The sequence below is a fragment of the Extensimonas vulgaris genome, assembly GCF_003337425.1.
GTDB classification, from domain to species: domain Bacteria; phylum Pseudomonadota; class Gammaproteobacteria; order Burkholderiales; family Burkholderiaceae_C; genus Extensimonas; species Extensimonas vulgaris.
Genome location: NZ_QPJU01000003.1, coordinates 281,533 through 307,594 on the forward strand (window position 1 = coordinate 281,533; position 26,062 = coordinate 307,594).

The 26,062-nt window shown below is 67.4% G+C and carries 31 protein-coding genes; 16 read left to right on the forward strand and 15 right to left on the reverse strand.

Going from position 1 to position 26,062, the window contains the following annotated elements; translation table 11 throughout:
• The first annotated feature begins 2 nt into the window (after positions 1-2).
• From DFR45_RS06860 to DFR45_RS06870, 3 genes are read left to right on the forward strand one after another with little or no spacing between them, the layout of a single operon-like run.
• Positions 3-692 (forward strand): HAD family hydrolase, encoded by a 690-nt coding sequence (locus DFR45_RS06860; RefSeq protein WP_114482954.1) that lies wholly within the window; start codon positions 3-5, stop codon positions 690-692.
• A 14-nt stretch (positions 693-706) separates the two neighbouring features.
• Complete coding sequence (locus DFR45_RS06865; RefSeq protein ID WP_114482955.1) at positions 707-1,090, forward strand: Rieske (2Fe-2S) protein; 384 nt, start codon at positions 707-709, stop codon at positions 1,088-1,090.
• A gap of 1 nt (position 1,091) precedes the next feature.
• Complete coding sequence (locus DFR45_RS06870) at positions 1,092-2,171, forward strand: S49 family peptidase (RefSeq protein WP_421781544.1); 1,080 nt, start codon at positions 1,092-1,094, stop codon at positions 2,169-2,171.
• Positions 2,172-2,334: 163 nt separating this feature from the next.
• On the opposite strand, the gene DFR45_RS06875 is transcribed toward DFR45_RS06870, so the two are convergent.
• From DFR45_RS06875 to DFR45_RS06885, 3 genes are all read right to left on the reverse strand, one after another.
• The gene (locus DFR45_RS06875) at positions 2,335-3,114 is read right to left on the reverse strand and encodes a crotonase/enoyl-CoA hydratase family protein (protein ID WP_114482957.1); all 780 of its coding nucleotides are present in this window, start codon (positions 3,112-3,114) and stop codon (positions 2,335-2,337) included.
• A 74-nt stretch (positions 3,115-3,188) separates the two neighbouring features.
• On the reverse strand, positions 3,189-4,016 hold the full coding sequence (locus tag DFR45_RS06880; RefSeq protein WP_241659291.1) for an SAM-dependent methyltransferase: 828 nt from the start codon (positions 4,014-4,016) through the stop codon (positions 3,189-3,191).
• Positions 4,013-4,612: a Maf family nucleotide pyrophosphatase gene (locus DFR45_RS06885; RefSeq protein WP_114482958.1), complete on the reverse strand. Its 600-nt coding sequence runs from the start codon at positions 4,610-4,612 to the stop codon at positions 4,013-4,015. Before DFR45_RS06885 ends, DFR45_RS06880 begins: the two co-directional genes overlap by 4 nt.
• Positions 4,613-4,638: 26 nt before the next feature.
• Here DFR45_RS06885 and DFR45_RS06890 point away from each other — a divergent pair, with 26 nt between their 5' ends.
• From DFR45_RS06890 to DFR45_RS06940, 11 genes are all read left to right on the forward strand, one after another.
• Entirely contained in the window at positions 4,639-5,229 is a 591-nt protein-coding gene (locus DFR45_RS06890) for a YceD family protein (RefSeq protein ID WP_241659292.1), read from the forward strand.
• A gap of 215 nt (positions 5,230-5,444) precedes the next feature.
• Positions 5,445-5,627 (forward strand): 50S ribosomal protein L32, encoded by a 183-nt coding sequence (rpmF, locus tag DFR45_RS06895; protein WP_114482959.1) that lies wholly within the window; start codon positions 5,445-5,447, stop codon positions 5,625-5,627.
• 102 nt (positions 5,628-5,729) lie between these two features.
• Positions 5,730-6,779, forward strand: a complete 1,050-nt coding sequence (gene plsX / locus DFR45_RS06900; RefSeq protein WP_114482960.1) for a phosphate acyltransferase PlsX — start codon at positions 5,730-5,732, stop codon at positions 6,777-6,779.
• A complete protein-coding gene (locus tag DFR45_RS06905; protein ID WP_114482961.1) occupies positions 6,776-7,753 on the forward strand; it encodes a beta-ketoacyl-ACP synthase III in 978 nt (325 codons plus the stop codon). The genes plsX and DFR45_RS06905 overlap by 4 nt, the downstream gene beginning before the upstream one ends.
• Positions 7,754-7,807: 54 nt before the next feature.
• Positions 7,808-8,758, forward strand: a complete 951-nt coding sequence (gene fabD / locus DFR45_RS06910) for an ACP S-malonyltransferase (RefSeq protein ID WP_114482962.1) — start codon at positions 7,808-7,810, stop codon at positions 8,756-8,758.
• Positions 8,755-9,507: a 3-oxoacyl-ACP reductase FabG gene (gene fabG / locus DFR45_RS06915; RefSeq protein ID WP_114482963.1), complete on the forward strand. Its 753-nt coding sequence runs from the start codon at positions 8,755-8,757 to the stop codon at positions 9,505-9,507. The genes fabD and fabG overlap by 4 nt, the downstream gene beginning before the upstream one ends.
• A 215-nt stretch (positions 9,508-9,722) precedes the next feature.
• The gene (acpP, locus tag DFR45_RS06920) at positions 9,723-9,962 is read left to right on the forward strand and encodes an acyl carrier protein (RefSeq protein ID WP_114482964.1); all 240 of its coding nucleotides are present in this window, start codon (positions 9,723-9,725) and stop codon (positions 9,960-9,962) included.
• 84 nt (positions 9,963-10,046) lie between these two features.
• Positions 10,047-11,291, forward strand: a complete 1,245-nt coding sequence (gene fabF, locus DFR45_RS06925) for a beta-ketoacyl-ACP synthase II (protein WP_114482965.1) — start codon at positions 10,047-10,049, stop codon at positions 11,289-11,291.
• Between the two features lie 73 nt (positions 11,292-11,364).
• Complete coding sequence (locus tag DFR45_RS06930; RefSeq protein WP_114482966.1) at positions 11,365-11,898, forward strand: hypothetical protein; 534 nt, start codon at positions 11,365-11,367, stop codon at positions 11,896-11,898.
• Entirely contained in the window at positions 11,895-12,530 is a 636-nt protein-coding gene (rpoE, locus tag DFR45_RS06935) for an RNA polymerase sigma factor RpoE (protein WP_114482967.1), read from the forward strand. The genes DFR45_RS06930 and rpoE overlap by 4 nt, the downstream gene beginning before the upstream one ends.
• Before the next feature lie 37 nt (positions 12,531-12,567).
• Positions 12,568-13,185: a sigma-E factor negative regulatory protein gene (locus DFR45_RS06940; RefSeq protein WP_114482968.1), complete on the forward strand. Its 618-nt coding sequence runs from the start codon at positions 12,568-12,570 to the stop codon at positions 13,183-13,185.
• Between the two features lie 47 nt (positions 13,186-13,232).
• On the opposite strand, the gene DFR45_RS06945 is transcribed toward DFR45_RS06940, so the two are convergent.
• The 6 genes from DFR45_RS06945 to DFR45_RS06970 all read right to left on the reverse strand — a co-directional run bounded on the left by DFR45_RS06945 (position 13,233) and on the right by DFR45_RS06970 (position 17,702).
• A complete protein-coding gene (locus DFR45_RS06945; protein ID WP_114482969.1) occupies positions 13,233-14,162 on the reverse strand; it encodes a ketopantoate reductase family protein in 930 nt (309 codons plus the stop codon).
• Between the two features lie 54 nt (positions 14,163-14,216).
• Positions 14,217-14,642, reverse strand: coding sequence for a DUF6691 family protein (locus DFR45_RS06950; RefSeq protein ID WP_114482970.1), 426 nt, complete (start codon positions 14,640-14,642; stop codon positions 14,217-14,219).
• Entirely contained in the window at positions 14,639-15,112 is a 474-nt protein-coding gene (locus DFR45_RS06955) for a YeeE/YedE family protein (protein ID WP_114482971.1), read from the reverse strand. Before DFR45_RS06955 ends, DFR45_RS06950 begins: the two co-directional genes overlap by 4 nt.
• A 66-nt stretch (positions 15,113-15,178) precedes the next feature.
• Complete coding sequence (dusA, locus tag DFR45_RS06960; RefSeq protein WP_277752665.1) at positions 15,179-16,207, reverse strand: tRNA dihydrouridine(20/20a) synthase DusA; 1,029 nt, start codon at positions 16,205-16,207, stop codon at positions 15,179-15,181.
• Positions 16,208-16,264: 57 nt separating this feature from the next.
• A complete protein-coding gene (locus tag DFR45_RS06965; protein WP_114482972.1) occupies positions 16,265-17,182 on the reverse strand; it encodes an SPFH domain-containing protein in 918 nt (305 codons plus the stop codon).
• A 58-nt stretch (positions 17,183-17,240) separates the two neighbouring features.
• Positions 17,241-17,702 (reverse strand): NfeD family protein, encoded by a 462-nt coding sequence (locus DFR45_RS06970; RefSeq protein ID WP_114482973.1) that lies wholly within the window; start codon positions 17,700-17,702, stop codon positions 17,241-17,243.
• Positions 17,703-17,891: 189 nt separating this feature from the next.
• On the opposite strand from DFR45_RS06970, the gene DFR45_RS06975 reads away from it, so the two are divergent.
• Positions 17,892-20,258, forward strand: a complete 2,367-nt coding sequence (locus DFR45_RS06975) for an arginine/lysine/ornithine decarboxylase (protein ID WP_114483034.1) — start codon at positions 17,892-17,894, stop codon at positions 20,256-20,258.
• A gap of 14 nt (positions 20,259-20,272) precedes the next feature.
• Here the strand turns inward: DFR45_RS06975 and DFR45_RS06980 are convergent, their stop codons facing one another.
• The 6 genes from DFR45_RS06980 to mltG all read right to left on the reverse strand — a co-directional run bounded on the left by DFR45_RS06980 (position 20,273) and on the right by mltG (position 25,027).
• A complete protein-coding gene (locus tag DFR45_RS06980; RefSeq protein WP_114482974.1) occupies positions 20,273-20,965 on the reverse strand; it encodes an ankyrin repeat domain-containing protein in 693 nt (230 codons plus the stop codon).
• 24 nt (positions 20,966-20,989) lie between these two features.
• A complete protein-coding gene (locus tag DFR45_RS06985; RefSeq protein WP_114482975.1) occupies positions 20,990-21,808 on the reverse strand; it encodes a TatD family hydrolase in 819 nt (272 codons plus the stop codon).
• A gap of 84 nt (positions 21,809-21,892) precedes the next feature.
• The gene (locus tag DFR45_RS06990; protein WP_114482976.1) at positions 21,893-22,246 is read right to left on the reverse strand and encodes a PilZ domain-containing protein; all 354 of its coding nucleotides are present in this window, start codon (positions 22,244-22,246) and stop codon (positions 21,893-21,895) included.
• 37 nt (positions 22,247-22,283) lie between these two features.
• The gene (locus tag DFR45_RS06995; RefSeq protein ID WP_114482977.1) at positions 22,284-23,306 is read right to left on the reverse strand and encodes a DNA polymerase III subunit delta'; all 1,023 of its coding nucleotides are present in this window, start codon (positions 23,304-23,306) and stop codon (positions 22,284-22,286) included.
• Positions 23,303-24,007 (reverse strand): dTMP kinase, encoded by a 705-nt coding sequence (gene tmk / locus DFR45_RS07000; RefSeq protein WP_114482978.1) that lies wholly within the window; start codon positions 24,005-24,007, stop codon positions 23,303-23,305. The genes DFR45_RS06995 and tmk overlap by 4 nt, the downstream gene beginning before the upstream one ends.
• A 60-nt stretch (positions 24,008-24,067) precedes the next feature.
• On the reverse strand, positions 24,068-25,027 hold the full coding sequence (gene mltG / locus DFR45_RS07005; protein WP_114483035.1) for an endolytic transglycosylase MltG: 960 nt from the start codon (positions 25,025-25,027) through the stop codon (positions 24,068-24,070).
• A gap of 93 nt (positions 25,028-25,120) precedes the next feature.
• On the opposite strand from mltG, the gene ygfZ reads away from it, so the two are divergent.
• Complete coding sequence (gene ygfZ / locus DFR45_RS07010; protein ID WP_114482979.1) at positions 25,121-26,062, forward strand: CAF17-like 4Fe-4S cluster assembly/insertion protein YgfZ; 942 nt, start codon at positions 25,121-25,123, stop codon at positions 26,060-26,062.

Genomic DNA, 26,062 nt, shown 5'->3' on the forward strand with positions numbered 1-26,062 from the left:
CCATGTCTGCCACCACTCCCGTCCCCGCCGCCGAGCGCCCGCGCCGCTTTGACCTGATCGCCTTCGACTGGGACGGCACCCTGTTCGACTCCACCGCCATCATCGTGCGCTGCCTGCAGGAGGCCGTGCGCGACGTGGGCGGCAAAGTGCCGGCGCAGCAGGACGCCGCCTACGTGATCGGCATGGGCCTGCCCGAAGCGCTCGCGCACCTCGTGCCCGACCTGCCGCCCGCGGCCTACCCCGAGCTGAACCGGCGCTACCGCTACCACTACGTGCGCCACCAGCACGACATCAGCCTGTTCGACGGCGTGCGGCCCATGCTCGAGCAGCTGCGCGCGCGCGGCCACTGGCTGGCCGTGGCCACGGGCAAGAGTCGCCGCGGGCTCGACGAGGCGCTGCAGGCCGCCGGGCTGCACGCGCTGTTCGACGCCACGCGCACCGCCGACGAAACCGCGGGCAAGCCGCACCCGCTGATGCTGCACGAGCTCATGGCCGAGCTCGGCGCCGCGCCCGAGCGCGTGCTCATGGTCGGCGACACCACGCACGACCTGCAAATGGCGCAAAACGCAGGCTGCGCCGGCGTGGGCGTGGCCTACGGCGCGCACGACCCGCAAGCCTTCGCCACGCTGCAACCGCTGTACGTCGCGCCCTCGGTGGCGCATTTGCACGACTGGCTGCTGCAGTCGGCCTGAAGCGCGCCGCCCCCATGAGTAGCGTACCTGCCGAGTCCATCGCCATCCCGCTGTGCCGCAGCAGCGAACTGCAAGAGCGTGGCCTGGCCGTGCCTTTCGACGTGGTCTACGGCGGCCAGACCTGCCGCGCCTTCGCGATCCGCTTCGAAGGCCAGGTGCACGCCTACCTGAACCGCTGCACGCACATCGCGATGGAGATGGACTACCAGCCCGACCGCTTTTTCGACGCGAGCGGCCAGTGGTTGCTGTGCGCCACGCACGGCGCCGCCTACGCGCCCGCAAGCGGCGCCTGCGCAGGCGGGCCGTGCCGCGGCGGGCTGGTGAAAATCGCCGTCTCCGAAGCAGACGGCGTGGTGCGCTGGCATACTGCCCACAATCTCCGTCCCGCCGAGTTCTGATATGACCGACCCGATCGCTCCGCCCCCTCCGGAACCCCCCAAAAAATCTGAACCAAATATGCCTCCAACGCCCAATCCATGGGCGCAAGAAGCTCCTAAGACAGAAGCAAACGCGGCACCGCGCGGGGCGTCGTCCGAGACGCCGCCACAAGAGCCCGGCTGGGAGCGTTCCGTGCTCGAAAAACTTGCCTTCGCCACGCTCGAAGAGCAGCGCCGCGCGCGCCGCTGGAAGGTGTTTTTCCGCTTCGCCTGGCTGGCGGTGGTGCTGACCGTAGGCGCAGTCGTGCTGTACGAAAACACGCCCGGCGCCGACGTTATCGCCCCGCACACCGCGCTCATCGAGATCAAAGGCGAAATCGCCGCCGACACGCCCGCCAACGCCGACGACATCGTCGACAGCATGCGCAGCGCTTTCGAAGACGCAGGCGCCAAAGCGCTCGTGCTGCGCATCGATTCACCGGGCGGCAGCCCCGTGCAGGCGGGCATCATCAACGACGAAATCGTGCGCCTGCGCGCCAAATACCAAAAACCCGTGTACGTCGTCGTCGATGAGACCTGCGCCTCGGCTGCCTACTACATTGCCTCGGCCGCCGACGAAATCTACGTCGACAAAGCGAGCATCGTGGGCAGCATAGGCGTGCTCATGGACGGCTTCGGCTTCGTGGGTACGATGGAAAAGCTCGGTGTGGAACGGCGCCTGCTCACCGCGGGCGAAAACAAGGGCTTTCTCGACCCTTTCAGCCCGCAGACCGAAAAACACCGCCAATACGCCCAGGCCATGCTCAACCAGATCCACCAGCAGTTCATCAACGCGGTCAAAGCCGGCCGTGGCGACCGCCTCAAGCCCACGCCCGAGACTTTCAGCGGCCTGTTCTGGACTGGCCAGCAGGCCGTCGAAATGGGTCTTGCCGACCACTACGGCAACCTCGACTACGTCGCGCGCGAAGTCGTCAAGGCCGAGGACATCGTCGATTACACGCACCACGAAAACCTCGCCGAGCGTCTGGCCAAGAAGTTTGGCGCGGCGATAGGACGGGGCGGCGTCGCCGCTTTGCGTTCGGCACTGCCGGCGCTGCGCTGACCGGCCAAGCGGCGCGCTGTGTGCGCGCCGCGCGCAGGTTTCGGGGTGCACATCCTTGGCAGCAGCGCTGCGAAATATTCTGCACAAATCGGCCGTAAGCCCTTGTGCAGCAAGCGCATGCAGCTATCGAAAACGCTTCATCTTCAATGATTTGCGTGGATTATCAGCTTGCGTCCAAGCTCCCGTGCCGCCCGGCCCCGCTGGCAAAACGTGCGGCGCCTTCTATACCTTCGGCCAACACCACGGGCGCGCCGCGTGCGCCCTCGGCGCGCAGCGCCTCCTCGAGCGGCAGGCTCCACTGCGCATACGCCGAGGCGCGGTCGATCAGCATGCACTGCTGCGGAAACGCGGCAATCTGCCGCGCGAGCTCCTGCGCCGCAGCCAGCGCGCCGCCCACGGGTGTGACGCGGTTGACCAGCCCCATCGCCAGCGCCTCTTGCGCCGAGCACGCACGCCCCGTGAGGATCAAATCCAGCGCGCGCCCCATGCCCACGATGCGCGGCAGGCGCACGGTGCCGCCGTCGATCAGCGGCACGCCCCAGCGCCGGCAGAACACGCCCAGCGTCGCGTCCTCGTCGGCCACGCGCAGGTCGGCCAGCAGCGCAAGTTCCAGCCCGCCAGCCACTGCGTAGCCGTTGATCGCCGCGATCAGCGGTTTGCGCAACGCCATGCGCGACGGCCCCATGGGCCCGCTGCCGCTGCCGTCGGGCGTGACCTCGTTGCGCAGCTGCGCGTTGCCCATTGCGGCCAGATCGGCGCCGGCGCAAAAATGCCCGCCCGCTCCATGCAGCACGGCCACGCGCAAGTCGTCGTCTGCCTCGAAGCGCTCGAACGCCGCGTGCAAGGCCTGCGCCATCGGTCGGTGCACGGCGTTGCGCTTGTCGGGGCGGTGCAGCGTGATCGTGGCGATCGGTGCGGTGGCTTCGAAGAGGACGTCGGGCATGGGAATTTCCTCGTGACGGGATGAAGGAGTCGGCTGTGGCATAGGAGCGTTGCAGCGTGCGCACGCTTGCGAGCTCAGCCTCCGATGCCAAAAACCGCCGGTGTGCGCGGCTCGGGCGGGTTCGGGTCGCGGCGCCAGTCGGCCACGGTTTTGCAGGCGATGCGCGCTTCGGGCAGCGTCAGGCCGCTCGCGAGCGCCAGGCGCGTGCGCGGGTGCAGGGTTTGCAACAGCGCTTGCCAGAGCGCGGCGTTACGGTACGGCGTTTCGATGAACAGCTGGGTCTGCCCGCTGTGCAGGGCCGTGGCTTCGAGGGCGCGGATGCGCTGGGCGCGCGCGCTCGCGTCCTGCGGCAGGTAGCCCGTGAAGGCGAAGTTCTGCCCGTTCAGGCCGCTGGCCGCGAGCGCGAGCATGAGCGAGACGGGGCCCACCAGCGGGCACACCGACACGCCCAGCGCATGCGCGGCGCGCACCACCGAACTGCCGGGGTCGGCCACGGCGGGCATGCCGGCTTCGCTGACCAGTCCCACGTCGTGCCCGGCGAGCGCGGGCGCGAGCAGCGCGCGCGCATCGAAGGCGGCCATGCCCTGCGCGCCGTGGTCGCCCTTTTTGTGCACGGCGCGCGGCAGCTCGGTGATGTGCTGCTGCTGCAGCGGCGCTGCCAAAGGGTAGAGCGCAGCGACGCGCGCAAGGTAGGCGCGCGTGCTCTTGGCGTTTTCGCACACCCAGTGCGTGAGGCGCGCGGCCACCTGCAGCGTGCCCGCGGGCAGCACGCTTTCGAGCGGCACCGGGCGCGCGCAGCCGAAGTCGAGCGGCGCGGGTACAAGGTACAGCGTGCCCGGCGCAGTTCGTGCAGATTCGGCAAAGGTGTCGGCGTCGGGCGCGCGGCTGCTGGGGGCGTTCATGGCAGCGTGAGCCCGGCGGCGCGCAGCAGGCGGCAGGTGTGGATCAGCGGTAGGCCCACGAGCGCCGTGGGGTCGTCGCTCACGATGGCGTCGAGCAGCGCGATGCCCAGCCCTTCGCTCTTGGCACTGCCCGCGCAGTCGTAGGGCTGCTCGGCGCGCAGGTAGCGCTCGATTTCATCGTCCGAAAGCATGCGAAAGCGCACCTCCACGGTCGCGAGTTCGGTCTGCGCAAAACCCGTCGCGGCGCAGACCACGGCCACGGCGGTTTGGAACAGCACCGTGCGCCCGCGCATGCGGCGCAGCTGCGCCACGGCGCGCTCGTGCGTGCCGGGCTTGCCCAGCGGCTGCCCGGCCAGGTCGGCGACCTGGTCTGAGCCTATGACCAGCGCCTGCGGGTGTTGTGCGGCCACGGCCTGCGCCTTGGCGTGCGCCAGGCGCAGCGCCAGCGCGCGCGGCGCCTCATCGGGCTGCGGCGTTTCATCGACTTCGGGGGCGGATACCGTGAAGGGGACGCGCAGCCGCGCGAGCAATTCGCGCCGATAGCGCGAGGTGGAGCCCAGGATCAATGGGCGTTGTGCGGCAAGGGAGGCAGGCATGGGCGCGATTCTCTTACACTGCCGCGATGGAAAAGCCAAAGACCAAGCCAATGGACAAGGAGGGCGAGAAAACGTTTTCCGCCGACCGCCTCGACGTGTGGGCCTTCGCCCAGGCCGGGGGGCAGCTCGCGGGGCGTGATCAACTCCCGAAATATGAGCGCCTCACGCTTGATACACAAGGGCTGCGCCCCGATTTGTTCGTAGATTGGCAAGCCGAAGGCAGCGTGCGCAAGGCCGCGCTGGGTGGCGTGGCGCAGGCGTGGCTGCAGCTGCGCGTGCACGCCACGGTGCCCCTGCTGTGCCAGCGCTGCCTCACGCCCGTCGATGTGCCGCTCGTCGTGGAGCGTGCATTTCGCTTCGTCGCCGACGAGGCCACGGCTGAAGCGCTCGACGAGGGCTGCGAGGAAGACCTGCTCGTGCTGAGCCGCAGCTTCGACCTGCGTGCCCTGATCGAGGACGAATTGATCCTCGCGCTGCCGCTCGTACCGATGCACGATCGCTGCCCGGTGGCCGTCCCCATGGCCAGCAGCGACCCGGACTTCGACGCCGCCGGCGCCGACAAGCCGCACCCTTTTGCCGCGCTGGCCGGTTTGCGCAAAGACCAACACGGCAAATGACCGTGGCGCCAAGGCAGTTATAATCGCCGGCTTCGCGCGGATTTTCTTTGGCTTTTGACCATCGAATGCAAGCGGATGAGGTCGCTGGCGCTTGCGCAGTGCCTGAATCTCCGCTTGGCGCGCGCTTTGCGGATGTCCGGCTGCATCAGGAACCCGATGAGGAACAGATCGGCTGACCGCATTTTTACCAACCCTGTTCCAGACCAGGAGCCACCATGGCCGTTCAGCAAAACAAAAAATCCCCTTCCAAGCGCGGCATGCACCGCTCGCATAACGCCTTGAGCGTGCCGGGCATCGCCGTCGAGCCCACCACGGGCGAGACCCATCTGCGCCACCACATCAGCCCCAACGGTTTCTACCGCGGGCGCCAGGTGCTCAAGAACAAGTCCGAACTCTGATTTTTGTTTTCGGCGCAAGGCCCGTTGCTACTCTTGATGTAGCGCGGGCTTTTTTGTGAACTTTTCCTTTTCTGGCCTGTGTGCGGGCCGCAGCGGATTTTCATGATCACCCTGGCTGTTGACTGCATGGGCGGTGACCACGGCCCGCCCGTCACGCTTGCGGCGTGCCGGAAATTTCTCGACCGCCATGCCGATGCGCGCTTGCTGCTGGTCGGCCTGCCCGACAGTCTGCGCGCGTTCGCGCACGAGCGCGCCGCCGTGGTGCCCGCGACCGAGGTCGTCACCATGGACGACCCCATCGAGGTCGCGCTGCGCAAAAAAAAGGATTCGTCCATGCGCGTGGCCATCCAGCAGGTCAAGGATGGCGCGGCCGCAGCGGCCGTTTCGGCGGGCAATACGGGCGCGCTGATGGCGATTGCGCGCTACCTGCTCAAGACGCTCGAAGGCATAGACCGGCCCGCCATCGCGACGCAATTGCCCAATGCCAAAGGCGCTGCAACCACGGTGCTGGACTTGGGTGCGAACGTCGATTGCACGGCCGAGCATTTGTTGCAGTTCGCCGTGATGGGTTCGGCCCTGGTGTCGGTGCTGCAAGGCGGCGAGCCCACGGTGGGTTTGCTCAACATCGGCGAAGAAGCCATCAAAGGCAGCGATACGATCAAAAAAGCCGGCGAACTGCTGCGATCTGCGGCCAATTCGGGTGATCTGCGCTTTCAGGGCAACGTTGAAGGCAACGACATCTTCAAGGGCACGGTCGATATCGTCGTGTGTGACGGTTTTGTGGGCAACGTTGCGCTCAAGGCCAGCGAAGGTGTGGCGGCGATGATCGTCGATGGCCTCAAACAAGAGTTTGCGCGCAACATCTTCACCAAACTTGCTGCCATCGTCGCTTATCCTGTTCTCAGGGCGCTCATGAAGCGCATGGACTACCGGCGCTACAACGGCGCTGCGCTGCTCGGCTTGCGCGGGCTGGTGTTCAAGAGCCACGGCTCCGCCGACGCGCTGGCTTTCGAACAAGCGCTCAACCGCGCGTATGATGCGGCCCGAAACAAACTGCTCGACCGCGTCCGGGCGCAGATCGCCCATGCAGCGCCTTTGTTGCTGCCCGTGGAGCCTCTGGAATCCGGCGCGGCGGCGATGACCCGATCATGACCCTGTATTCCCGTATCACCGGCACTGGCAGCTATTTGCCGCCGCGCCGCCTGACCAACGCCGATCTGGTGGCCGACCTGGCCCGGCGCGGCATCGAAAGCTCCGACGAATGGATCGTCGAGCGCACCGGCATCCGCGCACGCCATTTTGCTGCCCCCGATGTCACGAGCAGCGACCTGGGCGCCGAGGCCGCGCGCCGCGCCTTGCAGGCTGCCGGCCTGCAGCCGCAGGACATAGACCTGATCATCGTCGCGACTTCGACGCCCGACATGGTCTTCCCCTCGACGGCCTGCATTTTGCAAAACAAGATCGGCGCCAACGGTTGCCCGGCCTTCGACGTGCAGGCGGTGTGCACGGGCTTCATCTACGCGCTCACCGTGGCCGACGCCATGATCCGCGCCGGCAACGCGCGGCGCGCGCTGGTGGTCGGCGCGGAGGTGTTCAGCCGCATCCTCGACTTCAACGACCGCGGCACCTGCGTGCTGTTCGGCGACGGCGCGGGCGCGGTGGTGCTCGAAGCTGCCGAGGCTCCAGGCATCCTCGCGAGCGACCTGCACGCCGACGGCAAATATGTGGACATCCTCTGCGTGCCGGGGCAGGTGTCGGGCGGGCAGGTGATCGGCGACCCGCTGCTCAAGATGGACGGACAGGCGGTGTTCAAGCTCGCCGTGGGCCTGCTCGAAAAGGCCGCGCACGCCGCGCTCGGCAAGGCTGGCCTGCACGAGGCCGACATCGACTGGATGATCCCGCACCAGGCCAACATTCGCATCATGCAGGCCACGGCCAGGAAGCTCAAACTGCCCATGGACAAGGTGGTGGTCACGGTGGACCAGCATGGCAACACTTCTGCCGCCTCAATCCCGCTCGCGCTCGACCAAGGCGTGCGCACGGGGCAGGTGCAAAAAGGCCAGACGCTGCTGCTCGAAGGGGTGGGCGGCGGCTTCACCTGGGGCGCGGTTCTCCTGAAGTTGTAGTTGCTTGCGCTTTTCCTATCTACGTAAAAGCCGTTTTTCATTCAAACTTTTGCCATGAAATCTTTTGCCTTCGTATTCCCCGGCCAGGGCTCGCAAGCCGTGGGCATGCTCGACGGTTGGGGCGAGCACCCCGCCGTGGCGCAAACCCTGCAGGAGGCGAGCGCCGCGCTCGGTGAAGACATAGGCCGCCTGATCAAAGAAGGCCCGAAGGAAGCGCTCGCGCTCACGACCAACACGCAGCCCGTGATGCTCGTCGCGGGCGTTGCGGCCTGGCGCGTCTGGCGTGCCGAAGGCGGCGCGCTACCGGCGGCCGTGGCCGGGCATTCGCTGGGCGAATATTCGGCGCTGGTCGCGGCAGGTGTGCTCACGCTCGCGCAGGCCGCGCCGCTCGTGCGCCTGCGCGCTGCCGCGATGCAGGAGGCCGTGCCCGTGGGCGCGGGCGCGATGGCCGCAATTTTGGGCCTGCCCGCCGATAAGGTGATGGCAGGTTGCGCGCAGGCCACGGCAAGTTTTGGTGCGGGCAGCGCCGAAGTGGTCGAAGCCGTGAACTTCAACGACCCGATTCAAACCGTGATCGCCGGCACCAAGGCCGCGGTGGACAAGGCCTGCGAACTGCTCAAGGCCGCAGGCGCCAAGCGCGCGCTGCCGCTGCCGGTGTCGGCACCTTTCCATTCGAGCCTCATGAAGCCCGCCGCCGAAAAGCTGCGCGCCGCGTTGGCGCAGGTGCCTCTGGCTGCGCCGCAGATTCCCGTCGTGAACAACGTCGATGTGGCGGTGCAGCAAGACCCTGACGCGATCCGCGATGCGCTCTACCGCCAGGCCTTCAGCCCGGTGCGCTGGGTCGAATGCGTGCAGGCGCTCAAGGCGCGTGGCGTGACGCACGTCATCGAATGCGGCCCGGGCAAGGTGCTCGCGGGCCTGACCAAGCGCATAGACCCCGAGCTGGTCGGCGCGGCTTTGTACGATCCGGCCACCTTGGCCGAAGTGCGGGAGTTGCTGGCATGACGACCCTTGAAACATCCCCCGCCGCGCAGGTGGCGCTGGTCACGGGCGCCTCGCGCGGCATCGGCGCGGCGATCGCGCTCGAACTTGCCGCGCGCGGCTACCAGGTGACTGGCACGGCCACGACCGACGAGGGCGCGGCGCGCATCAGCCAGGCCCTGTCGGCCTACGCGGGCTGCCGCGGCGTGGCGTGCAACGTCAACGATGCCGCCGGCGTCGAGGCGCTCGTCGATGGCATCGTCAGACACCAAGGCGGGCTGCACGTGCTCGTGAACAACGCCGGCATCACGCGCGACACCCTGGCCATGCGCATGAAGGACGAGGACTGGGATGCCGTCATGGACACCAACCTCAAGGCCGTGTTCCGCCTCTGCCGGGCTGCGATCCGCCCGATGATGAAGCAGCGCTTCGGGCGCATCATCAACATCACGAGCGTGGTCGGTGCCTCTGGCAACCCGGGCCAGGCCAATTACGCCGCCGCCAAGGCCGGCGTCGCGGGCATGACGCGCTCGCTCGCACGCGAACTCGGCAGCCGCGGCATCACGGTGAACTGCGTCGCGCCGGGCTTCATCGAGACCGACATGACCGCGCACCTGGCCGAAGAGCAGCGCAAGGCGCTGCAGGCGCAGATCGCCGTCGGGCACCTGGGCAAGCCTGCCGACATTGCGCACGCCGTGGCCTACCTCGCGTCTGCGGGTGCGGGCTATGTGACGGGGCAGGAGCTGCACGTCAACGGCGGCATGTATATGTGAGCACGACTTACGCAAATGGGACCCAGGCAAGGCGCTCGCCCCACGGCAAAACACTTTGTTGCATCCTTGTTTGCGTAAGTCCAGATGAGCTGTGCCCCAAAATCGACTTCATTGCCAATTTCCAGCCGCATCATCCGTACGGCAGGCGGCGCGAAAAGTGTGACTTTCGTGCAGCTAGAATCGCGGATTCATTCACAACCCCCAGAGGGAACCCCATGAGCGATATCGAAACACGTGTCAAAAAGATCATTGCCGAGCAACTCGGCGTCGAAGAGTCCCAGGTTACCAATGAAAAAGCCTTTGTGGCCGACCTCGGTGCCGATTCTCTGGACACCGTGGAACTGGTGATGGCCCTTGAAGACGAGTTCGGCATCGAGATCCCGGATGAGGACGCCGAGAAGATCACCACGGTGCAAAACGCCATCGATTACGCCAAGGCCCATTACAAGGGCTGACAGAACCCTCCCCATTTCCTCCATTCGGCGCTCCTGAGGTGTTTTGCACCGAAGTTCGAGCGCTGTGCAGAAGGTTTTATTCGCATGAGCCGTCGTCGCGTCGTCGTGACCGGCCTGGGTTGCATCAGCCCCGTGGGCAACACGGTTGCTGAGGCCTGGGCCAACATCCTTGCCGGCCGCTCCGGCATCGGCCCCATCACCAAGTTCGATGCGTCGAATTTCTCGTGCAGGATTGCCGGGGAAGTCAAAGGCTTCGACGTCGAGTCCTACATGAGCGCCAAGGATGCGCGCAGCATGGACACCTTCATCCACTACGGCATCGCCGCCGCCGAGCAGGCCGTGCGCGACGCCGGCCTGCCCACGGGCGAGGCGCTCGATGAAGAGACCGCGACGCGCATAGGCTGCGTGATCGGCTCAGGCATCGGCGGCCTGCCGATGATAGAAAACACCCACGCCGAGTTGGTGGCGCGCGGGCCGCGGCGCATCACGCCGTTTTTCGTGCCGGCGTCCATCATCAACATGGTGGCGGGGCATGTGTCCATGCGCTTTGGCTTCAAGGGGCCCAATCTTTCGGTGGTCACGGCGTGCACCACGGGCCTGCACTGCATCGGCGAAGCCGGGCGCATGATCGAATACGGCGATGCCGACGTGGTGGTTGCCGGCGGCGCCGAAGCCACGGTGTCGCCGCTCGGCGTGGGCGGCTTTGCCGCGATGCGTGCGCTCTCCACGCGCAACGACGATCCGCAAACCGCCTCGCGTCCCTGGGACAAAGACCGCGATGGTTTCGTGCTCGGTGAGGGCGCGGGCATCATGGTGCTCGAATCCTACGAGCACGCCAAGGCACGCGGCGCAAAAATCTATGCCGAGCTGACGGGCTTCGGCATGAGCGCCGACGCCGGCCACATCACCGCGCCGAACATGGACGGCCCGCGCCGCGCGATGCTCAACGCGCTGCGCAACGCGGGTCTGGCGCCCGATGCGATCGATTACCTCAACGCGCACGGCACTTCGACGCCGCTGGGCGACGTCAACGAAACCAAGGCCATCAAAGCCGCCTTGGGTGCGCATGCGCACAACGTCGTGGTGAGCTCGACCAAGTCGATGACGGGCCATTTGCTCGGCGGTGCCGGAGGCGTGGAGAGCGTGTTCACCGTGCTCGCGCTGCACGAGCAGAAAATCCCGCCCACGATCAACCTCTTTGCGCAAGACCCCGAGTGCGACCTCGACTACTGCGCCAACGTCGCGCGCGAGGCAAAAATCGAAGTCGCGATGAAAAACAATTTCGGCTTCGGCGGCACGAACGGCACTTTGATCTTCCAGCGCGTGTGAATTGCGCGCTGGTGTATCGACCGCCCACCGACCCGGCCGTCAGGCTTTCAGGCCGCCTTTTCTGCATGGGCTGATGAGCGTGCCATCCCAGCAAACACCCCCTGCCGTGCGCTACCCCGTCGGGCGCACGCGGTTGCTCGGGGCTGCTTTGCTGGCGCTCGCCGCGGCGGGCTGGGTGATGCTGGCCGGCTGGGCGGCGCAAGGAGCAGGAACTTCGCCGTGGCGCCTCGCGATGGCCGGCGCGCTGTGTCTGGCATGCAACGGCTGCGCATGGCATTTTTGGCGTCGCCTGCCGCAAGGCGCGCTGCATTGGGATGGCGAGCGCTGGTGCTTCGAAAATCGCAGCGAGGGTCGCCGTATCGGTGCCAGGTCTGGCGCTGCGCCCACAGAGGGCGTACCCGAGATCTTGCTCGACTTGCAAGACCATCTGGCGCTGCGCTGGCGCAGCGTGCAAGGGCACCATCAGTGGCTGTGGCTCACGCGCGCCTCCGACGCGGCGCGCTGGGCAGACTTGCGCCGCGCCATCTATGCGCGCGTTCCGCATGCGGCCGCAGCCAGCGCGGGTGTTGCCGAAAACGCATCCCCGGATGCGGCGCGATTCCCATGAGCGCGCCCGTACCCCCGGCCCCGCCTGCAGCGCCCGACAGCGATCTGCCGCTGGTCGAGCGCGCGCGCGCGGGCGACCAGCACGCGTTTGCGCTGCTCGTGCACAAATACCAGCGGCGCATAGAGCGCCTGATCGCGCGCATGGTGCGCGACCCCGATCTGGTGCAAGACATTGCGCAAGAGACATTTTTGCGTGCCTACCGCGCCCTGCACCAGTTCCGCGGCGACGCGCAGTTCTACACCTGGCTGTACCGCATCGCGGTGAACACTGCGAAAAAAGCGCTGCTCGAGTTGAAGCGCGACCCCCTGATCTATGAAAGTGCCACGGCGCCGGCCAGCGAGGACGAGGAAACTTTCCGCCCCCAGCAAGAACCAACGAGCACGGAAACCCCGGAAGCCGAGCTCGCGGCACGCGAAGTGGCTGCGGCCGTGCAGGCCGCTGTGGCGGCGCTGCCCGAAGACCTGCGCGAAGCCTTGCTGTTGCGCGAGATCGAGGGCCTGAGCTACGACGAGATCGCCGCGGCCATGGGCACGCCCATAGGCACGGTGCGCTCGCGGATTTTCCGTGCGCGCGAGGCGGTGTCGGAGCGCGTGCGCCCGCTGCTTGAGAATCAGTCGGGCAAACGCTGGTGAGCGGTGGCGCGGCGCAGAGGAACAAAAAGGTGCAGCTATGGCGGATGAATCGATCAATGCAGTGAGACAAACGGAACTGCTGTCGGCCCTGGCCGATGGCATGTTGGAAGGTGAAGAGTTGGCGCAGGCGCTGGACTTGGCCGCGCGCACCGAGGCGCAGCAGACCTGGCAGGTTTATCAACTCGTGGGCGACGTGCTGCGCGCGCCCGAACTTGCGGCGTATGGCCGCAATGCACTTGCCGAAAGGGTGTGCGCGCAACTTGCGCAGCAAGAGCAGCGACCGCAAGCCGCGGCGGCGGATACGGCGCAAATGCTGCCCGCCGCAGCGCCGGCGCGCACCGAGGCCGCAAATGCAGCGCAGTTCCGCTGGAAGTGGGTCGTGGGTCTGGCTTCGGTGGCCACGGTGGCCGTGGTCGGCTGGGGCGTGTTCGGCGTGATGCACGAGGAAGGGACTACCGCCGTGCAACTGGCAGCCCGCCCGCCCGCGGCGCCGTTGGTGGCGGTGGCCGATCCCAACGGTGCGCAGCAACCCATGCTGCGCGACCCGCGGCTCGACGAACTGCTCGCCGCGCACCAGCAGTACGGCTACACGCCGGCCTTGCAAATGCCGGCGGGCTTCTTGCGCAACGCGGCGTTCGAATCTTCGGGGCGCTGAGGGCGCTCCTTTTTTGCTTTGTTCGCGCCTCTTTTTGCGCTGCGCCGCTACCCGTTTTGCACCACGCGCTTTTCCAGCAGGCGCACGAGCGTGTGCAGCAGCCGGTTCACGGGCGTGTCCAGGCCCAGCGCGGCGCCGCGGCGCACGATGAAGCCGTTGAGGTGGTCGATCTCGCTGCGCCGCCCGCGCGCGAGGTCTTGCGCCGTCGAAGAGGTCTGCGTCGGCATGCTCGCGGCGAGCTGGCGCACGCTGTCGTAGAGGTTCTCGGGCAGCTCTACGCCGCTCGCGCGTGCCACGACCAGGCATTCGCGCACGATGTCGTCCATGACCTGCGCGACGGGCAAGTCGGGGCTTAGCACGATCTCGCCGTAACTGAGCTGCGTGAGCGCCGACAAGGGGTTGTAGGCGCAGTTGAGTACCAGTTTGCTCCAGAGCGCGCGCGCCACGTCGTCGGACACTTGCGTGGGGATGCCCGCGGCTTGCAGGGTGGCGGCGATGTCTGCGCTGGCGGGCGAGGGCGCGAGCACCAGTTCGCCTCGGCCGCGGTGCAGCACATGGCCGGGCCCGGCCATTTCGGCGGCGACATAGACCACGGCGGGCAGCACGAGGTGCTGCGGCAGCAGCGCCTGCAGGCGCTCGGCGTTGTCCACGCCGTTTTGCAGGCTCAGCACGATGGCGCCGGGGTCAAGGTGCGGGGCCATCGCGCGCGCGGCGCTTTCGGTGTCGGTCGATTTGACGCAAAAAAGCACCCATTGCGCGCCCTGCACGGCGCTCGGCTCGGTGCTCGCCGCCACCGCGACGCGCTCGGTGAACGACTGCGTCTGCAGCAGCAGGCCCTGCGCTTGGATGGCCTGCACATGCGCGGGGCGGCCGATCAGCACCACTTCGTGCCCGGCGCGCGCGAGCATGCCGCCGTTGTAGCAGCCCACCGCGCCCGCGCCCATGACGGCGATTTTGGTGTGCCCGGTTTTAAGCATAAAAATGGCCTCTAAGGCATATACAGCAAGCGCTAGCAGCTACTGAATACGTAGTCATTGCCGCGCCCGCAGCCCCTGCACGAGCGCACCGAGCGCGATGCCGGCGAGCGCCCACAGCATGCTCCAGTTGCCCGCGCCCAGGCCCGCGATCGCCGGCCCCGGGCACACGCCGCACAGCCCCCAACCTATGCCAAAGAGCGCCGCGCCCACGGCGGTGTCGCGGTTCCAGGCGCTCGGGTGCGTGTGAAACTGCCCGCCAAGCAGTGGGCGCGTGAGCAGGCGCGGCGCGAGCTTGTAAGCCAGCAGCGTCACGAGCACGCCGCCGCCCATCACGAGCGCGAGGCCGAAGTCCTGCAGGCGCAGAAAACTCAGCACCACCTCGGGCCGGATCATGGTGGAAAGCGCGAGGCCAAAGCCGAACAGCGCGCCCGCGAGCAGCGTGGCGAGCAGGCGTAAAGGGGTCAGGGAAGTGCCGCTCATGCCAGCCACCTCGCAACCAGGTTGGCGGTGACAAAAGCCGTGGCCATGAAGGTGAGCACGGCCAGCAGCGAAGGCCACTGCAGCGAGCCCAGCCCGCAGATGCCGTGGCCCGAGGTGCAGCCGTTGCCCAGCCGCGCGCCGTAGCCCACGAAAAAGCCGCCCACGAGCAGCTGCCACACAGGCACGCTGGTGCTTTGCGCCGCACCGTGCGCAAAGCCGAGCCACCACACGAACGTGCCCAGGATCAGGCCCAGCGCATACACGAGCCGCCACGCGCGCGAGGCCGTGAAGCGTTCTTGTTGGAAGAACGGCCGCCGCAGCACGTACGACCAGCTTGAGGAAAACACCGTGCTCATGCCGCCGATCAGGCCCGTGCACACGAACAGCAGCGCCACGCCGGCGCCAATGCAAAGTCCGCCGAGCAGGTAGTGCTGCCAGCCGAGCGGGAAGAGGGAAAAGGTGGAGTTCATGGGGCGCGATTATGCGCAACGGGCGTCGAAATGCGCAGAGCGCAGAGGTGCCCACCCACGCCCTTTTCACAGCGGCTCACAGAGCGATGGTTTCGGCGCGCCCGGCACGCGCGCGCGCGCCATCACTTCGGCTGCGGGCAGGTGCTTGAGGCGGTGGTCGCTCCAGACCTGGCGCCAGCGGCGTGCGCCGGGCAGGCCGTGGCGCAGGCCCAGCATGTGGCGGGCGATGGAGTACCACGGTGTGCCGTGCGCGGCGGCTTCGCGCTCCATGTAGCGCACCATGGCTTCTTCGACAGCCTCGTGCGTCAGCGTGGCGGGCGCGGCGCCGAAGTAGCGCGCGTCCCAGCTGGCGAGCCACCAGGGGTTGTGGTACGCGGCGCGGCCCACCATGGCGCCGTCCAGTCCCGCATCGAGCTGCGCCTGCACGGCCGCGTCGGTGTCGAGGCCGCCGTTCACGACGATCGTGAGCGCGGGAAAGTCGGCCTTGAGCGCGCGCGCGACGTTGTAGCGCAGCGGCGGAATCTCGCGGTTTTCCTTGGGCGAGAGGCCCTCGAGCCAGGCGTTGCGTGCATGCACGATGAACACCCGGCAGCCGGCCTCGGCCACGGTGCCGACGAAGTCGCGCACGAAGGCGTAGCGCTCGTCGCGGCCTATGCCTATGCGGTGCTTGACGGTGATGGGCAGCGACACTGTGTCGGCCATGGCCTTGACGCAGTCGGCCACGAGGCGCGGCTCGTGCATCAGGCAGGCGCCGAACGCGCCGCGCTGCACACGCTCGCTCGGGCAGCCGCAGTTGAGGTTGACCTCGTCGTAGCCCCAGCGCTGTGCCAGGCGTGCGCACTGCGCCAGATCGGCGGGTTCGCTGCCGCCCAGTTGCAGCGCGACGGGGTGCTCCTCTGCAGAAAAAAGCAAATGCCGCGCCACGTCCCCGTGCAGCAGCGCGCCCGTGGTCACCATTTCGGTGTAGAGCCGCGCGTGGCGGCTCAGCAAGCGGTGAAAGTAGCGGCAATGGCGGTCGGTCCAATCGAGCATGGGCGCGACGCTCAGGCGCCAGGGGCTGTAAGTCGTTGGCGGGGAAGGGGGGGTCGTTTGCAGCACAAAAAATCAAAAAGGAGCGATGGGGGAATGACCAAAGGCAGAGGCAGAGCGCGCTCAGCGCCCCGCGGCCGGCGTCTGCAGCATTTTCATGGCCGAGCCCAGCAGCGTGGCGACTTCGCTCATGTTGCTGGGCACGATCAGCGTGGTATTCGCGTCGGCGGCGACCTTGCCGTAGGCTTCCACGGCTTTTTCGGCGACCTTGAGCTGCACCGCCTGTTCGCCGCCGGGCTGGCGGATGGCCGCGGCCACGCGCGTCAGGGCCTCGGCGGTGGCTTCGGCCACGGCGAGGATGGACGCCGCCTCGCCCTGGGCCCTGTTGATCGCGGCCTGTTTTTCGCCTTCGGAGCGCGCGATGAAGGCCTCGCGCTCGCCCGTGGCGAGGTTGATCTGCTCCTGCCGCTTGCCTTCGGAGGCCGCGATCAGCGCGCGCTTTTCGCGCTCGGCGGTGATCTGCGCCTGCATGGAGCGCAGGATTTCGGCAGGCGGCGTGAGGTCTTTGATCTCGTAGCGCAGCACCTTCACGCCCCAGTTGAGCGCGGCCTCGTCGATGGCGTTGACCACCTGGGCGTTGATCATCTCGCGCTCCTCGAAGGTTTTGTCGAGTTCGAGCCTGCCGATCACGCTGCGCAGCGTGGTCTGCGCGAGCTGCGTGATCGCGACCACGTAGTTCGAGGCGCCGTAGCTCGCGCGCATGGGGTCGGTGACCTGGAAGTAGAGGATGCCATCGACCTTCAGCTGCGTGTTGTCCTTGGTGATGCAGACCTGCTCGGGCACGTCGAGCGGGATTTCCTTCAAGCTGTGCTTGTAGGCGATTTTGTCGATGAAGGGCACGATGAAGTTGAGCCCCGGCGTGAGCGTGCCGGCGTACTTGCCCAGGCGTTCTTTGACCCAGGCGTGCTGCTGCGGCACGACCTGCACCGAGCGCGCGATGAAGATGACGGCGATGATGAAAACGACGATGGCGATGGGCATGGCGGGCCTCGGTGCGGATGGTGAAGGAACAGATCGAAGGAGGGGGCTTGCAAGGCCGTCAGGCGGGATCAGCAGGGTCGGCAGGATGGGCTGCATCGAGGGGCTCGACCAGCAGCCGGCTGCCCACGAGCTCGGCCACGCGGTGCGCTCCGGGGCGCGGCGTGGCGCCGGGGCGGTGCAGGGCCGTCCAGAGCGTGCCGCGGTAGCGCACGGTGGCGGTGCCGTCGGGGTTCCATTGGCTGATGGTGACGATCTCGCCCACGTCGAGGTTCACGCTGCGGTCGGCGCGTGCCGAGGGCGCGCCCGCGGGCTTTTTGCGCACCAGGTAGCAGGCCAGCACTGCGCCCATGCCCACCGCGGAGGCGCTGAGGGTTTGCACCAGCGTGCCCAGGCCCGCGTGCGCCGCAAGCGCGCCCGCAGCCAGGCCCAGCGCCAGCATCAGCAGGTAAAAAGTGCCGGTGAGCAACTCGGCCAGCACGGCCACGCCGGCCAACAGCCACCAGAGGGTGGGGGTTTCCATGGGATGGGGTGTTCAGCAATGAAGGTGCCGCTATTGTGCGGGATGGCTTGCCCGTGGCGCGCAATGACGTAACGAGGGTTCACGAAGGGCGCACGACGCAGTCACATGGATTCCGTACACTTCGCGCCTTTCTTCTTTTGGATGCGGCTGCCGCAGATGCTGCGGCGGCGCAAGGCACGGAGGCTGTGCATGAAGTTTCGTTTTCCCATCGTCATCATCGACGAAGACTACCGTTCCGAAAACACCTCGGGGCTGGGCATTCGCGCGCTGGCGCAGGCCATAGAGGCTGAAGGCTTCGAGGTGCTGGGCGTGACCAGCTATGGCGACCTGTCGCAGTTCGCGCAGCAGCAAAGCCGCGCCAGCGCCTTCATCCTGTCGATCGACGATGAGGAGTTCACGCTCGAGTCCGGCCTGGACCCTGCGGTGCTGAACCTGCGCAACTTCATCGGCCAGGTGCGGCGCAAGAACGCCGACGTGCCCATCTATCTGCACGGCGAGACCAAGACCAGCCGCCACCTGCCCAACGACATCCTGCGCGAGCTGCACGGCTTCATACACATGTTCGAGGACACGCCCGAGTTCGTCGCCAAGCACATCGTGCGCGAGGCCAAGAGTTATCTCGAGGGCATTCAGCCGCCGTTTTTCAAGGCGCTGCTCGACTACGCCGAGGACGGTTCGTATTCGTGGCACTGCCCGGGGCATTCGGGCGGCGTGGCCTTCCTCAAAAGCCCGATCGGCCAGATGTACCACCAGTTCTACGGCGAAAACATGCTGCGCGCCGACGTGTGCAACGCGGTGGAGGAGCTGGGCCAGCTGCTCGACCACAACGGCGCCATCGGCGAGAGCGAGCGCAATGCGGCGCGCATCTTCAACGCCGACCACTGCTTTTTCGTGACCAACGGCACCAGCACTTCGAACAAGATCGTCTGGCACCACACGGTGGCGCCGGGCGACGTGGTGGTGGTCGATCGCAACTGCCACAAGTCGGTGCTGCACAGCATCATCATGACGGGCGCGATCCCCGTGTTTCTCAAGCCCACGCGCAACCACTTTGGCATCATCGGGCCGATCCCGCAAAGCGAATTCGAGCCCGCGGCCATAGAGGCCAAGATGCGTGCGAACCCGCTGCTGCAAGGCGTGGACGTGAAAAAAATCCGCCCGCGCGTGCTCACGCTCACGCAGTCCACCTACGACGGCGTGCTCTACAACACCGAAACCATCAAGTCCATGGTGGACGGTTACGTGGACAACCTGCACTTCGACGAAGCCTGGCTGCCGCACGCGGCCTTTCACCCCTTTTACGGCAGCTACCACGCCATGGGCAAGAAGCGCGCGCGGCCCAAGCATTCGGTGGTGTATTCGACGCAGTCGATCCACAAGCTGCTGGCCGGCATCAGCCAGGCGAGCCACGTGCTCGTGCAGGATTCCCAAACCATCAAGCTCGACCGGCACCTGTTCAACGAAGCCTACCTGATGCACACGAGCACCAGCCCGCAATACAGCATCATCGCGAGCTGCGACGTGGCCGCCGCGATGATGGAGCCGCCCGGCGGCACGGCGCTGGTCGAGGAAAGCATCCTCGAGGCGCTGGACTTTCGCCGCGCGATGCGCAAGGTCGAGGCCGAGTTTGGCGAGAACGACTGGTGGTTCAAGGTCTGGGGGCCGCAAAAGCTCGTCGAAGAGGACATAGGCCGCGCCGAAGACTGGATCTTTCGCCGCGATGGCCGCAGCGCCGGCGAAGGGGGCGACGATTGGCACGGCTTCGGCGAGCTGGCCGACGGCTTCAACATGCTCGACCCGATCAAGTCCACCATCGTCACGCCGGGGCTGAACCTCGACGGCAAGTTCGACCCCACGGGCATCCCCGCGTCCATCGTCACCAAATACCTGGCCGAGCACGGCGTGGTGGTCGAAAAAACCGGGCTCTACAGCTTTTTCATCATGTTCACCATCGGCATCACCAAGGGCCGCTGGAACACCTTGCTCACGGCGCTGCAGCAGTTCAAGGACGACTACGAAAAAAACCAGCCCATGTGGCGCATCCTGCCCGAGTTCTGCCAGCAGCACCGGCGCTACGAGCGCATGGGCCTGCGCGACCTGTGCCAGCACGTGCACGAGATGTACGCCAAATACGACATTGCGCGCCTCACGACCGAGATGTACCTGTCAGACCTGCAGCCGGCCATGAACCCGGCCGACGCCTACGCGCACATCGCGCAGCGCAAGACCGAGCGCGTGGAGATCGACCACCTCGAAGGGCGCATCACCGTGGGCCTGCTCACGCCGTATCCGCCGGGGATTCCGCTGTTGATCCCGGGCGAGGTGTTCAACCGCAAGATCGTCGATTACCTCAAGTTTGCGCGCGAATTTGCCAAGCTCTGCCCGGGCTTCGAGACCGACATCCACGGCCTGGTCGAAGAGATCGACGCCCACGGCCACGTGCGCTTTTATGCCGACTGCGTGACCGAAAAGCCGCAGCGCCAGCCCAAGCACCTGGCCACGGCCGACAACTTGGTGCAGCTGGGCGACGACGGGCCTTACGGCCGCATTCTCTGAACTGCAGGCGGGGCTTAATTTTTGGGTTGCCCGCGCCCGCGTACTGCCGTGTCGATCAGGGCTGCGGTGTGTTCGCGCTCGGCGCCGAGTGCGAAGTCGCGCGCCGTCAGGCCCAGCTGGTTTTTCAGCGTCGGGTCTGCGCCCTCTTGCAGCAGCAGTTGCACGATCGTCTCGCTGCCGTAGCGCGCGGCCAGCATCAGCGGTGTGCTGCCGTTGGGTGAGGCGGCGTCGATGTAGGCGGAGTGCTCGAGCAGCAGCTTGACGATTTGCGCGTGCTGCGGCGTGTCACCCGAGGCCGCGTAGTGCAGCGGCGCCCAGCCGGGCTGGTTCACGTCGGCGCCGCGCGCGAGCAGGGCCTGCACGGCCGGCAGGTTGCCCTTGATGGCCGCGAGCATGAGCGGCGTTTCGCCGCGCGCATTGTGCGCATTCACATCCACCTGGGGCGACTGCAGCAGCGCGAAAAAGACCCTGTCGGATTCGAGCTGCAGCGCCAGCAGCAGGCCCTTGTCGCCGCGCTCGTTGGGCGTGTTGGGGTCGAAGCCGCGGCGCAGCAAGTCGGTGATGGTGCCGGGGTTGTCGCGAATGATGGCCGTGAAGAAGTCGTCGTAGGAGCCAGCCTGCGCCCCTGGATGCTGCAAAAAAAGCAGTGCAAACGGCAATGCCAGAAAGCGCAAGTGGCTAAAAAAGGCTTGAAATCGAGTGCCCATGGCCGTGCCTCAGAGCGCTGATTTTCAAGCCGCGCCGGGGCGAAACAGCGTGTCGAAATTGCGGCTCGTGGCCTCGGCCACGGCTTCGATCGGCAGGCCCTTGACCTGTGCGATGGTTTGCGCCACCAGCGGCACGTAAGCCGGGGTGTTGGTCTTGCCGCGGTGCGGCGCGGGCGCGAGATAGGGGCTGTCGGTTTCGATCAGCATGCTCTCGAGCGGCACGTAGGCCACCACGTCGCGCAAGTCCTGCGCGTTCTTGAAGGTCACGATGCCCGAAAAAGACAGGTAGTAGCCCATATCGAGCACGGCGCGCGCCACCTGCAGCGACTCGGTGAAGCAGTGGAACACGCCGCCGGCACCCGGGCCGGTGCTCTGGCTTGGGTTGCCTTCGCCTTCCTCGCGCAGGATGGCCAGGGTGTCGTCCGCCGCACTGCGCGTGTGCACCACGAGCGGCTTGCCGCAGGCGCGCGCGGCGCGGATGTGGGTGCGAAAGCGCGCGCGCTGCCACTCCAGGTCGGCGATGCTGCGCCCGCCTTTGCGCTCCTGCATGCCGTAGTAGTCCAGCCCCGTCTCGCCCATCGCGAGCACGCGCGGCAGCGTGGCGCGCTGCTGCAAGTCCTGCTGCGAGGGCTCGTACACGCCCTCGTTGTCGGGGTGCACGCCCACGGTGCACCAGAAATTGTCGTAGGCCAGGGCAAGCGCGTGCACCTCCTCGAATTCTTCGATGGTGGTGCAGATGCACAGCGCGCGATCGACCTGCGCTGCGGCCATGGCGGCGCGGATCGCGGGCAGCTGGCTTGCGAGCTCGGGAAAAGTGAGGTGGCAGTGGGAATCGGTGAACATGCAAAACGGTCGGCCGGTCAAGGCGCGGGCAAAAGAGGCGGGCGAAAGGACGGGCAAAGGGGCGGGCAGTGGCAGGCGCAGCGCTCAAATCGTTTGTGTGGGCCGGTCGGAATTCAGCGCCGCGCCGAGGATTTCCTCGATCTTGAACTTGAGCTGGCGCGATTTCTCGTCCGCGGGGAACTGTATGCCCACGCCCGGCTTGCGGTTGCCGCCCACGTTGGGCGGGTTGATCCAGGCCACGCGCCCCGCGATGGGGTAGCGCTGGGTGCCTTCGGGCAGCGTGAGCAGCACGTAAACGTCGTCGCCCAGGCGGTATTCGCGCTCGGTGGGCACGAAGATCCCACCTTCTTTGAAAAAAGGAATGTAGGCGGCGTAGAGCGCGGCCTTTTCCTTGATGGCCAGCTGCATGACGCTGGGGCGCGGGGTGGAGTTGCTCATGGTGAGGCTCAGACGGTGAGGGGTGCGCGGAAAAAATTCAGCGCTGTGAGTGTAGGACGGCCTGCGCCCCGGCCACAAGCGCTTCGAGCATGAGCCCGGCGTTGAAGGGGTGTTCGGCCGTGCGCGCCTCCTGCGCCAGAGTGCGCGCCCAGCGTGTGAGCGCGGCGAGCGGCGGCGCCTGTGCGGGCTGCGGCAGGTCGGCCGGCGCGAAGTAGCGCGGCGCGGCGCCCACGCGCACGGCCAGCAGGTCGTGGCAGAGCTTTTGCAGGCTGCCGACGGCCTGCGCAGAGGGCAGGCCCGCGAGCACGCCGGCCTCGCCGCGCGCGAGCGCACGCGGCAGCGCGGCCCAGTCCTGCGGCTGGAGGCCCGCGTGTGCGAGCGCCAGCGCGTCCTCGGGGCGCTCGCCCGCGGCGCGCAACAGGGCTTGTGCGGTGTCGGCGGGCACGCCCTGCGCTTGCAGCCATTGCAACGCGTCGGTAGCCTGCGGCCAGACCATGGCGTGGCCCAGGCAGCGGCTGCGGATGGTGGGCAGCAACTGGTGCGCAGCCTCGCTCGCGAGCACGAAGCGCGTGTCACCCGGCGGCTCTTCGAGCGTCTTGAGCAAGGCGTTGGCCGTGACGGTGTTCATCTGCTCGGCCGGATAGACCAGCACGGCCTTGCCGCGTGCACGCGCGGCCGTGCGCTGGCTGAATTCGACCGCGTCGCGCATGGCTTCGACGCGGATCTCGCGGCTGGGCTTGCGCTTTTTGTCGTCGATATCGGCCTGCGCCTTTTCGGGCAGCGGCCAGCCCAGCGCGAGCAGCGTGGTCTCGGGCATGAGCACGCACAGGTCGGCATGCGTGTGCACATCGATCGCATGGCAGCTCGCGCAGGTGCAGCACGCGCCTTGCGCGCCCGGCGCGTCGCAGAGCCAGGCGCGCACCAGCTCGAGCGCGAGCGCCAACTGCCCCAGGCCCGAGGGTCCGTGCAGCAGCCAGGCGTGGCCGCGCTGGGCCAGCAGCTGCGCGCGCTGTGCGGCGATCCAGGGCGGGACGGTGGGGGCGGCGGTGACGGCACTCATGCGGCGTTCGCGGGCATGTGGGCTGGGCCGGTGGCAGGCGATCCGGCCGCCGGCGCGGGCAGCCAGCCACGTTCTGAGAGCGCTGCGCAGATTTGCTGCCAGACCTGCGCGCGCTCCTGGGCGGCGTCCAGGCGCACAAAGCGCTGCGGTGCGGCGGCCGCGCGCGCGGCGTAGCCCTGCGCCACGCGGCGGAAAAACTCCACGGGCTGCGACTCGAAGCGGTCCGGCAGGCGCACACCGGCGAGGCGCTGCGCCGCGGTTTCGGGGGGCAGGTCGAACCAGAGCGTCAAGTCGGGTTCCAGCATCAAACCAGGCATTTGTGCAATGTCCGTCTGCACCATCAGCTCTAATTGCGAGAGCATTTCGAAGTCCACTCCGCGCCCTGCGCCCTGGTAGGCGAAAGTGGCGTCGGTGAAGCGGTCGCACAGCACTACGGCGTCGCGCGCGAGCGCCGGGCCTATGACCTGCACGAGGTGGTCGCGGCGCGCGGCAAAGGCCAGCAGCGCCTCGGTCAGCGCGTCCATGGGTGCGGCGAGCAGCAGGGCGCGCAGCTTTTCTGCGAGCGGCGTGCCGCCGGGCTCGCGCGTGCACACCACCTCGCGCCCCTGCGCACGCAAGGCCTGCGCAAGTGCCTCGAGGTGCGAGGACTTGCCCGCGCCGTCTATGCCTTCGAAGCTGATGAACAAGCCGGGGCGTGCCATGGGAATCCTTGTCATGGAGGGAAAGGGGTCAATCATCCCAAAATCCGCAAGCCCCGGGTTTCACTGCCCGCGCTGGAAGCGGCGCACGGCGCGCGCGTGCGCGTCGAGCGATTCGCTGAACTCGCTGCTGCCGTCGCCGCGCGCCACGAAATACAGCGCGCGCGTGCGTTCGGGCTGCACCGCGGCGAGCAGCGCGGCCTTGCCCGGCATGGCGATGGGCGTGGGCGGCAGGCCGGGGCGCGTGTAGGTGTTCCAGGGCGTGTCGGCGAGCAGGTCGCGCCGGCGCAGGTTGCCGTCGAACGTGGTGCCCAGGCCGTAGATCACGCTCGGGTCGGTCTGCAGCAGCATGCCCGCGCGCAGGCGGTTGATGAACACGCCCGCGATGCGTGCGCGGTCGGCGGCGAGGCCTGTTTCTTTCTCGACCAGGCTCGCCAGAATCAGGGCCTCGTCGGGGCTACGTAACGGCAGATCGGGCGCGCGCAGCGCCCAGGCCGCGGCCAGTTGCCGGTCCATCGCGTGCAGCGCGCGGCGCAGGATGGCAAGGTCGCTGCTGCCTTTGGCGTAGGTGTAGGTGTCGGGGAAAAAGCGCCCCTCGGGCGCGACGCCGGGGCGCCCCAGCTGCGCCATCAGCGCCTCGTCCGAGAGGCTGGCCGCATCGGGTTTGAGCTGCTCGGCACGCGCGAGCGCCGCGCGCACCTGCCGGAAGTTCCAGCCTTCGACGAGCGTAAAGGCCAGCAGCGTCTCCTCTCCGCGCACCAGTTTTTGTAGCAGGCTGCGCGGCGTGGTGCCGGGCGGAATTTCGTAGTTGCCGGCCTTGATCAACCGGTCTTGCCCCGAGAGGCGAAACCAGGCGTAGAGCAGCCGCGCATCGCTGCGCGCCCCTGCGGCCACGGCCAGGCGCGCCACCTCGCGTGGCGTGGTGCCGGGCTCGATCGCGAGCTCCAGCGTCTCGGGGCCGGGGTTCAGCGGCTGCTGCAGCCACCAGACGCTGGCCGCGCCCAAGGCGAGCAGCACCAGCATGGCGCCGGCAAACAGCCGGGTCAGCAGGCGTCGCAGCATCGTGTGTGTCTTTGCGCAAGGAAAAAGAGCGGGGATGATAATGGAGCCATGCCTATGGATTCCAACCCTCTCGATCCCTCCCCGCTGCTGCACGGCGTGGCGCCGATCACGCATCTGGGCGTGTTGCGCGCGCAGGGCGAAGATGCTGCCGCCTTCCTGCACGCCCAGCTCACGCAGGATTTTCTGCAGCTCGATGCGCAGCACGCGCGCCTGGCGGCCTTCCTCTCGGCCAAGGGGCGCATGCAGGCGAGCTTCATCGGCTTCAAGCGCAGCCCCACCGAAGTGCTGCTGCTGTGCAGCCGCGACCTGCTCGCGCCCACGCTCAAGCGTCTGTCCATGTTCGTGCTGCGCGCCAAGGTGCGCCTGAGCGATGCGACGGCGGAGTTTGCGCTCCACGGCCTCGCCGGCAGCGCTGTGGAAACCATAGCTGGTAGCGCAAGTCCCGCCTGGTCTAAGGCCGATTTTGGCTCTGAAAGCGTGGTGCACTTGTACCCCGCGCTGGGGCAGCCGCGCGCGCTCTGGGTTGGGCCCGCGGATGCGCCCGCGCCTGCCGGGCCGGCCTTGGACGCGGGCCTGTGGCTGTGGAGCGAGGTGCGCAGCGGCGTCGCCACGCTGAGCGCGCCCGTGGTCGATCTGTTCGTGCCGCAGATGCTCAACTACGAATCGGTGGGCGGCGTGAACTTCCACAAAGGCTGCTACCCGGGCCAGGAGGTGGTGGCACGCAGCCAGTACCGCGGCACGCTCAAGCGCCGCGCCTACCTCGCGCACGCCGACGTGCCCATCGCCGTGGCGGCGGAGATTTTTGCTGCATCCGACCCCGAGCAGCCCTGCGGCACCGTGGTGCAGGAGGCGGCCGCGCCGGGCGGCGGCGTGGACGCGATCGTGTGCCTGCAAACCGCCGCGGCCGAGCAGCCGCTGCACGTGCCACAGCCTGAAGGGCAATCCGTGCCGCTTAGCTTGCTGCCCTTGCCTTACCGGTTGCTCGAAGAGGTATGA

Excerpts from the sequence above, each read along its gene's own strand:
- DFR45_RS06860 (WP_114482954.1), top strand. The coding sequence starts at position 3 with ATGTCTGCCACCACTCCCGTCCCCGCCGCCGAGCGCCCGCGCCGCTTT.
- DFR45_RS06865 (WP_114482955.1), top strand. The coding sequence starts at position 707 with ATGAGTAGCGTACCTGCCGAGTCCATCGCCATCCCGCTGTGCCGCAGC.
- DFR45_RS06870 (WP_421781544.1), top strand. The coding sequence starts at position 1,092 with ATGACCGACCCGATCGCTCCGCCCCCTCCGGAACCCCCCAAAAAATCT.
- DFR45_RS06875 (WP_114482957.1), bottom strand. The coding sequence starts at position 3,114 with ATGCCCGACGTCCTCTTCGAAGCCACCGCACCGATCGCCACGATCACG.
- DFR45_RS06880 (WP_241659291.1), bottom strand. The coding sequence starts at position 4,016 with ATGAACGCCCCCAGCAGCCGCGCGCCCGACGCCGACACCTTTGCCGAA.
- DFR45_RS06885 (WP_114482958.1), bottom strand. The coding sequence starts at position 4,612 with ATGCCTGCCTCCCTTGCCGCACAACGCCCATTGATCCTGGGCTCCACC.
- DFR45_RS06890 (WP_241659292.1), top strand. The coding sequence starts at position 4,639 with ATGGAAAAGCCAAAGACCAAGCCAATGGACAAGGAGGGCGAGAAAACG.
- rpmF (WP_114482959.1), top strand. The coding sequence starts at position 5,445 with ATGGCCGTTCAGCAAAACAAAAAATCCCCTTCCAAGCGCGGCATGCAC.
- plsX (WP_114482960.1), top strand. The coding sequence starts at position 5,730 with ATGATCACCCTGGCTGTTGACTGCATGGGCGGTGACCACGGCCCGCCC.
- DFR45_RS06905 (WP_114482961.1), top strand. The coding sequence starts at position 6,776 with ATGACCCTGTATTCCCGTATCACCGGCACTGGCAGCTATTTGCCGCCG.
- fabD (WP_114482962.1), top strand. The coding sequence starts at position 7,808 with ATGAAATCTTTTGCCTTCGTATTCCCCGGCCAGGGCTCGCAAGCCGTG.
- fabG (WP_114482963.1), top strand. The coding sequence starts at position 8,755 with ATGACGACCCTTGAAACATCCCCCGCCGCGCAGGTGGCGCTGGTCACG.
- acpP (WP_114482964.1), top strand. The coding sequence starts at position 9,723 with ATGAGCGATATCGAAACACGTGTCAAAAAGATCATTGCCGAGCAACTC.
- fabF (WP_114482965.1), top strand. The coding sequence starts at position 10,047 with ATGAGCCGTCGTCGCGTCGTCGTGACCGGCCTGGGTTGCATCAGCCCC.
- DFR45_RS06930 (WP_114482966.1), top strand. The coding sequence starts at position 11,365 with ATGAGCGTGCCATCCCAGCAAACACCCCCTGCCGTGCGCTACCCCGTC.
- rpoE (WP_114482967.1), top strand. The coding sequence starts at position 11,895 with ATGAGCGCGCCCGTACCCCCGGCCCCGCCTGCAGCGCCCGACAGCGAT.
- DFR45_RS06940 (WP_114482968.1), top strand. The coding sequence starts at position 12,568 with ATGGCGGATGAATCGATCAATGCAGTGAGACAAACGGAACTGCTGTCG.
- DFR45_RS06945 (WP_114482969.1), bottom strand. The coding sequence starts at position 14,162 with ATGCTTAAAACCGGGCACACCAAAATCGCCGTCATGGGCGCGGGCGCG.
- DFR45_RS06950 (WP_114482970.1), bottom strand. The coding sequence starts at position 14,642 with ATGAGCGGCACTTCCCTGACCCCTTTACGCCTGCTCGCCACGCTGCTC.
- DFR45_RS06955 (WP_114482971.1), bottom strand. The coding sequence starts at position 15,112 with ATGAACTCCACCTTTTCCCTCTTCCCGCTCGGCTGGCAGCACTACCTG.
- DFR45_RS06965 (WP_114482972.1), bottom strand. The coding sequence starts at position 17,182 with ATGCCCATCGCCATCGTCGTTTTCATCATCGCCGTCATCTTCATCGCG.
- DFR45_RS06970 (WP_114482973.1), bottom strand. The coding sequence starts at position 17,702 with ATGGAAACCCCCACCCTCTGGTGGCTGTTGGCCGGCGTGGCCGTGCTG.
- DFR45_RS06975 (WP_114483034.1), top strand. The coding sequence starts at position 17,892 with ATGAAGTTTCGTTTTCCCATCGTCATCATCGACGAAGACTACCGTTCC.
- DFR45_RS06980 (WP_114482974.1), bottom strand. The coding sequence starts at position 20,965 with ATGGGCACTCGATTTCAAGCCTTTTTTAGCCACTTGCGCTTTCTGGCA.
- DFR45_RS06985 (WP_114482975.1), bottom strand. The coding sequence starts at position 21,808 with ATGTTCACCGATTCCCACTGCCACCTCACTTTTCCCGAGCTCGCAAGC.
- DFR45_RS06990 (WP_114482976.1), bottom strand. The coding sequence starts at position 22,246 with ATGAGCAACTCCACCCCGCGCCCCAGCGTCATGCAGCTGGCCATCAAG.
- DFR45_RS06995 (WP_114482977.1), bottom strand. The coding sequence starts at position 23,306 with ATGAGTGCCGTCACCGCCGCCCCCACCGTCCCGCCCTGGATCGCCGCA.
- tmk (WP_114482978.1), bottom strand. The coding sequence starts at position 24,007 with ATGGCACGCCCCGGCTTGTTCATCAGCTTCGAAGGCATAGACGGCGCG.
- mltG (WP_114483035.1), bottom strand. The coding sequence starts at position 25,027 with ATGCTGGTGCTGCTCGCCTTGGGCGCGGCCAGCGTCTGGTGGCTGCAG.
- ygfZ (WP_114482979.1), top strand. The coding sequence starts at position 25,121 with ATGGATTCCAACCCTCTCGATCCCTCCCCGCTGCTGCACGGCGTGGCG.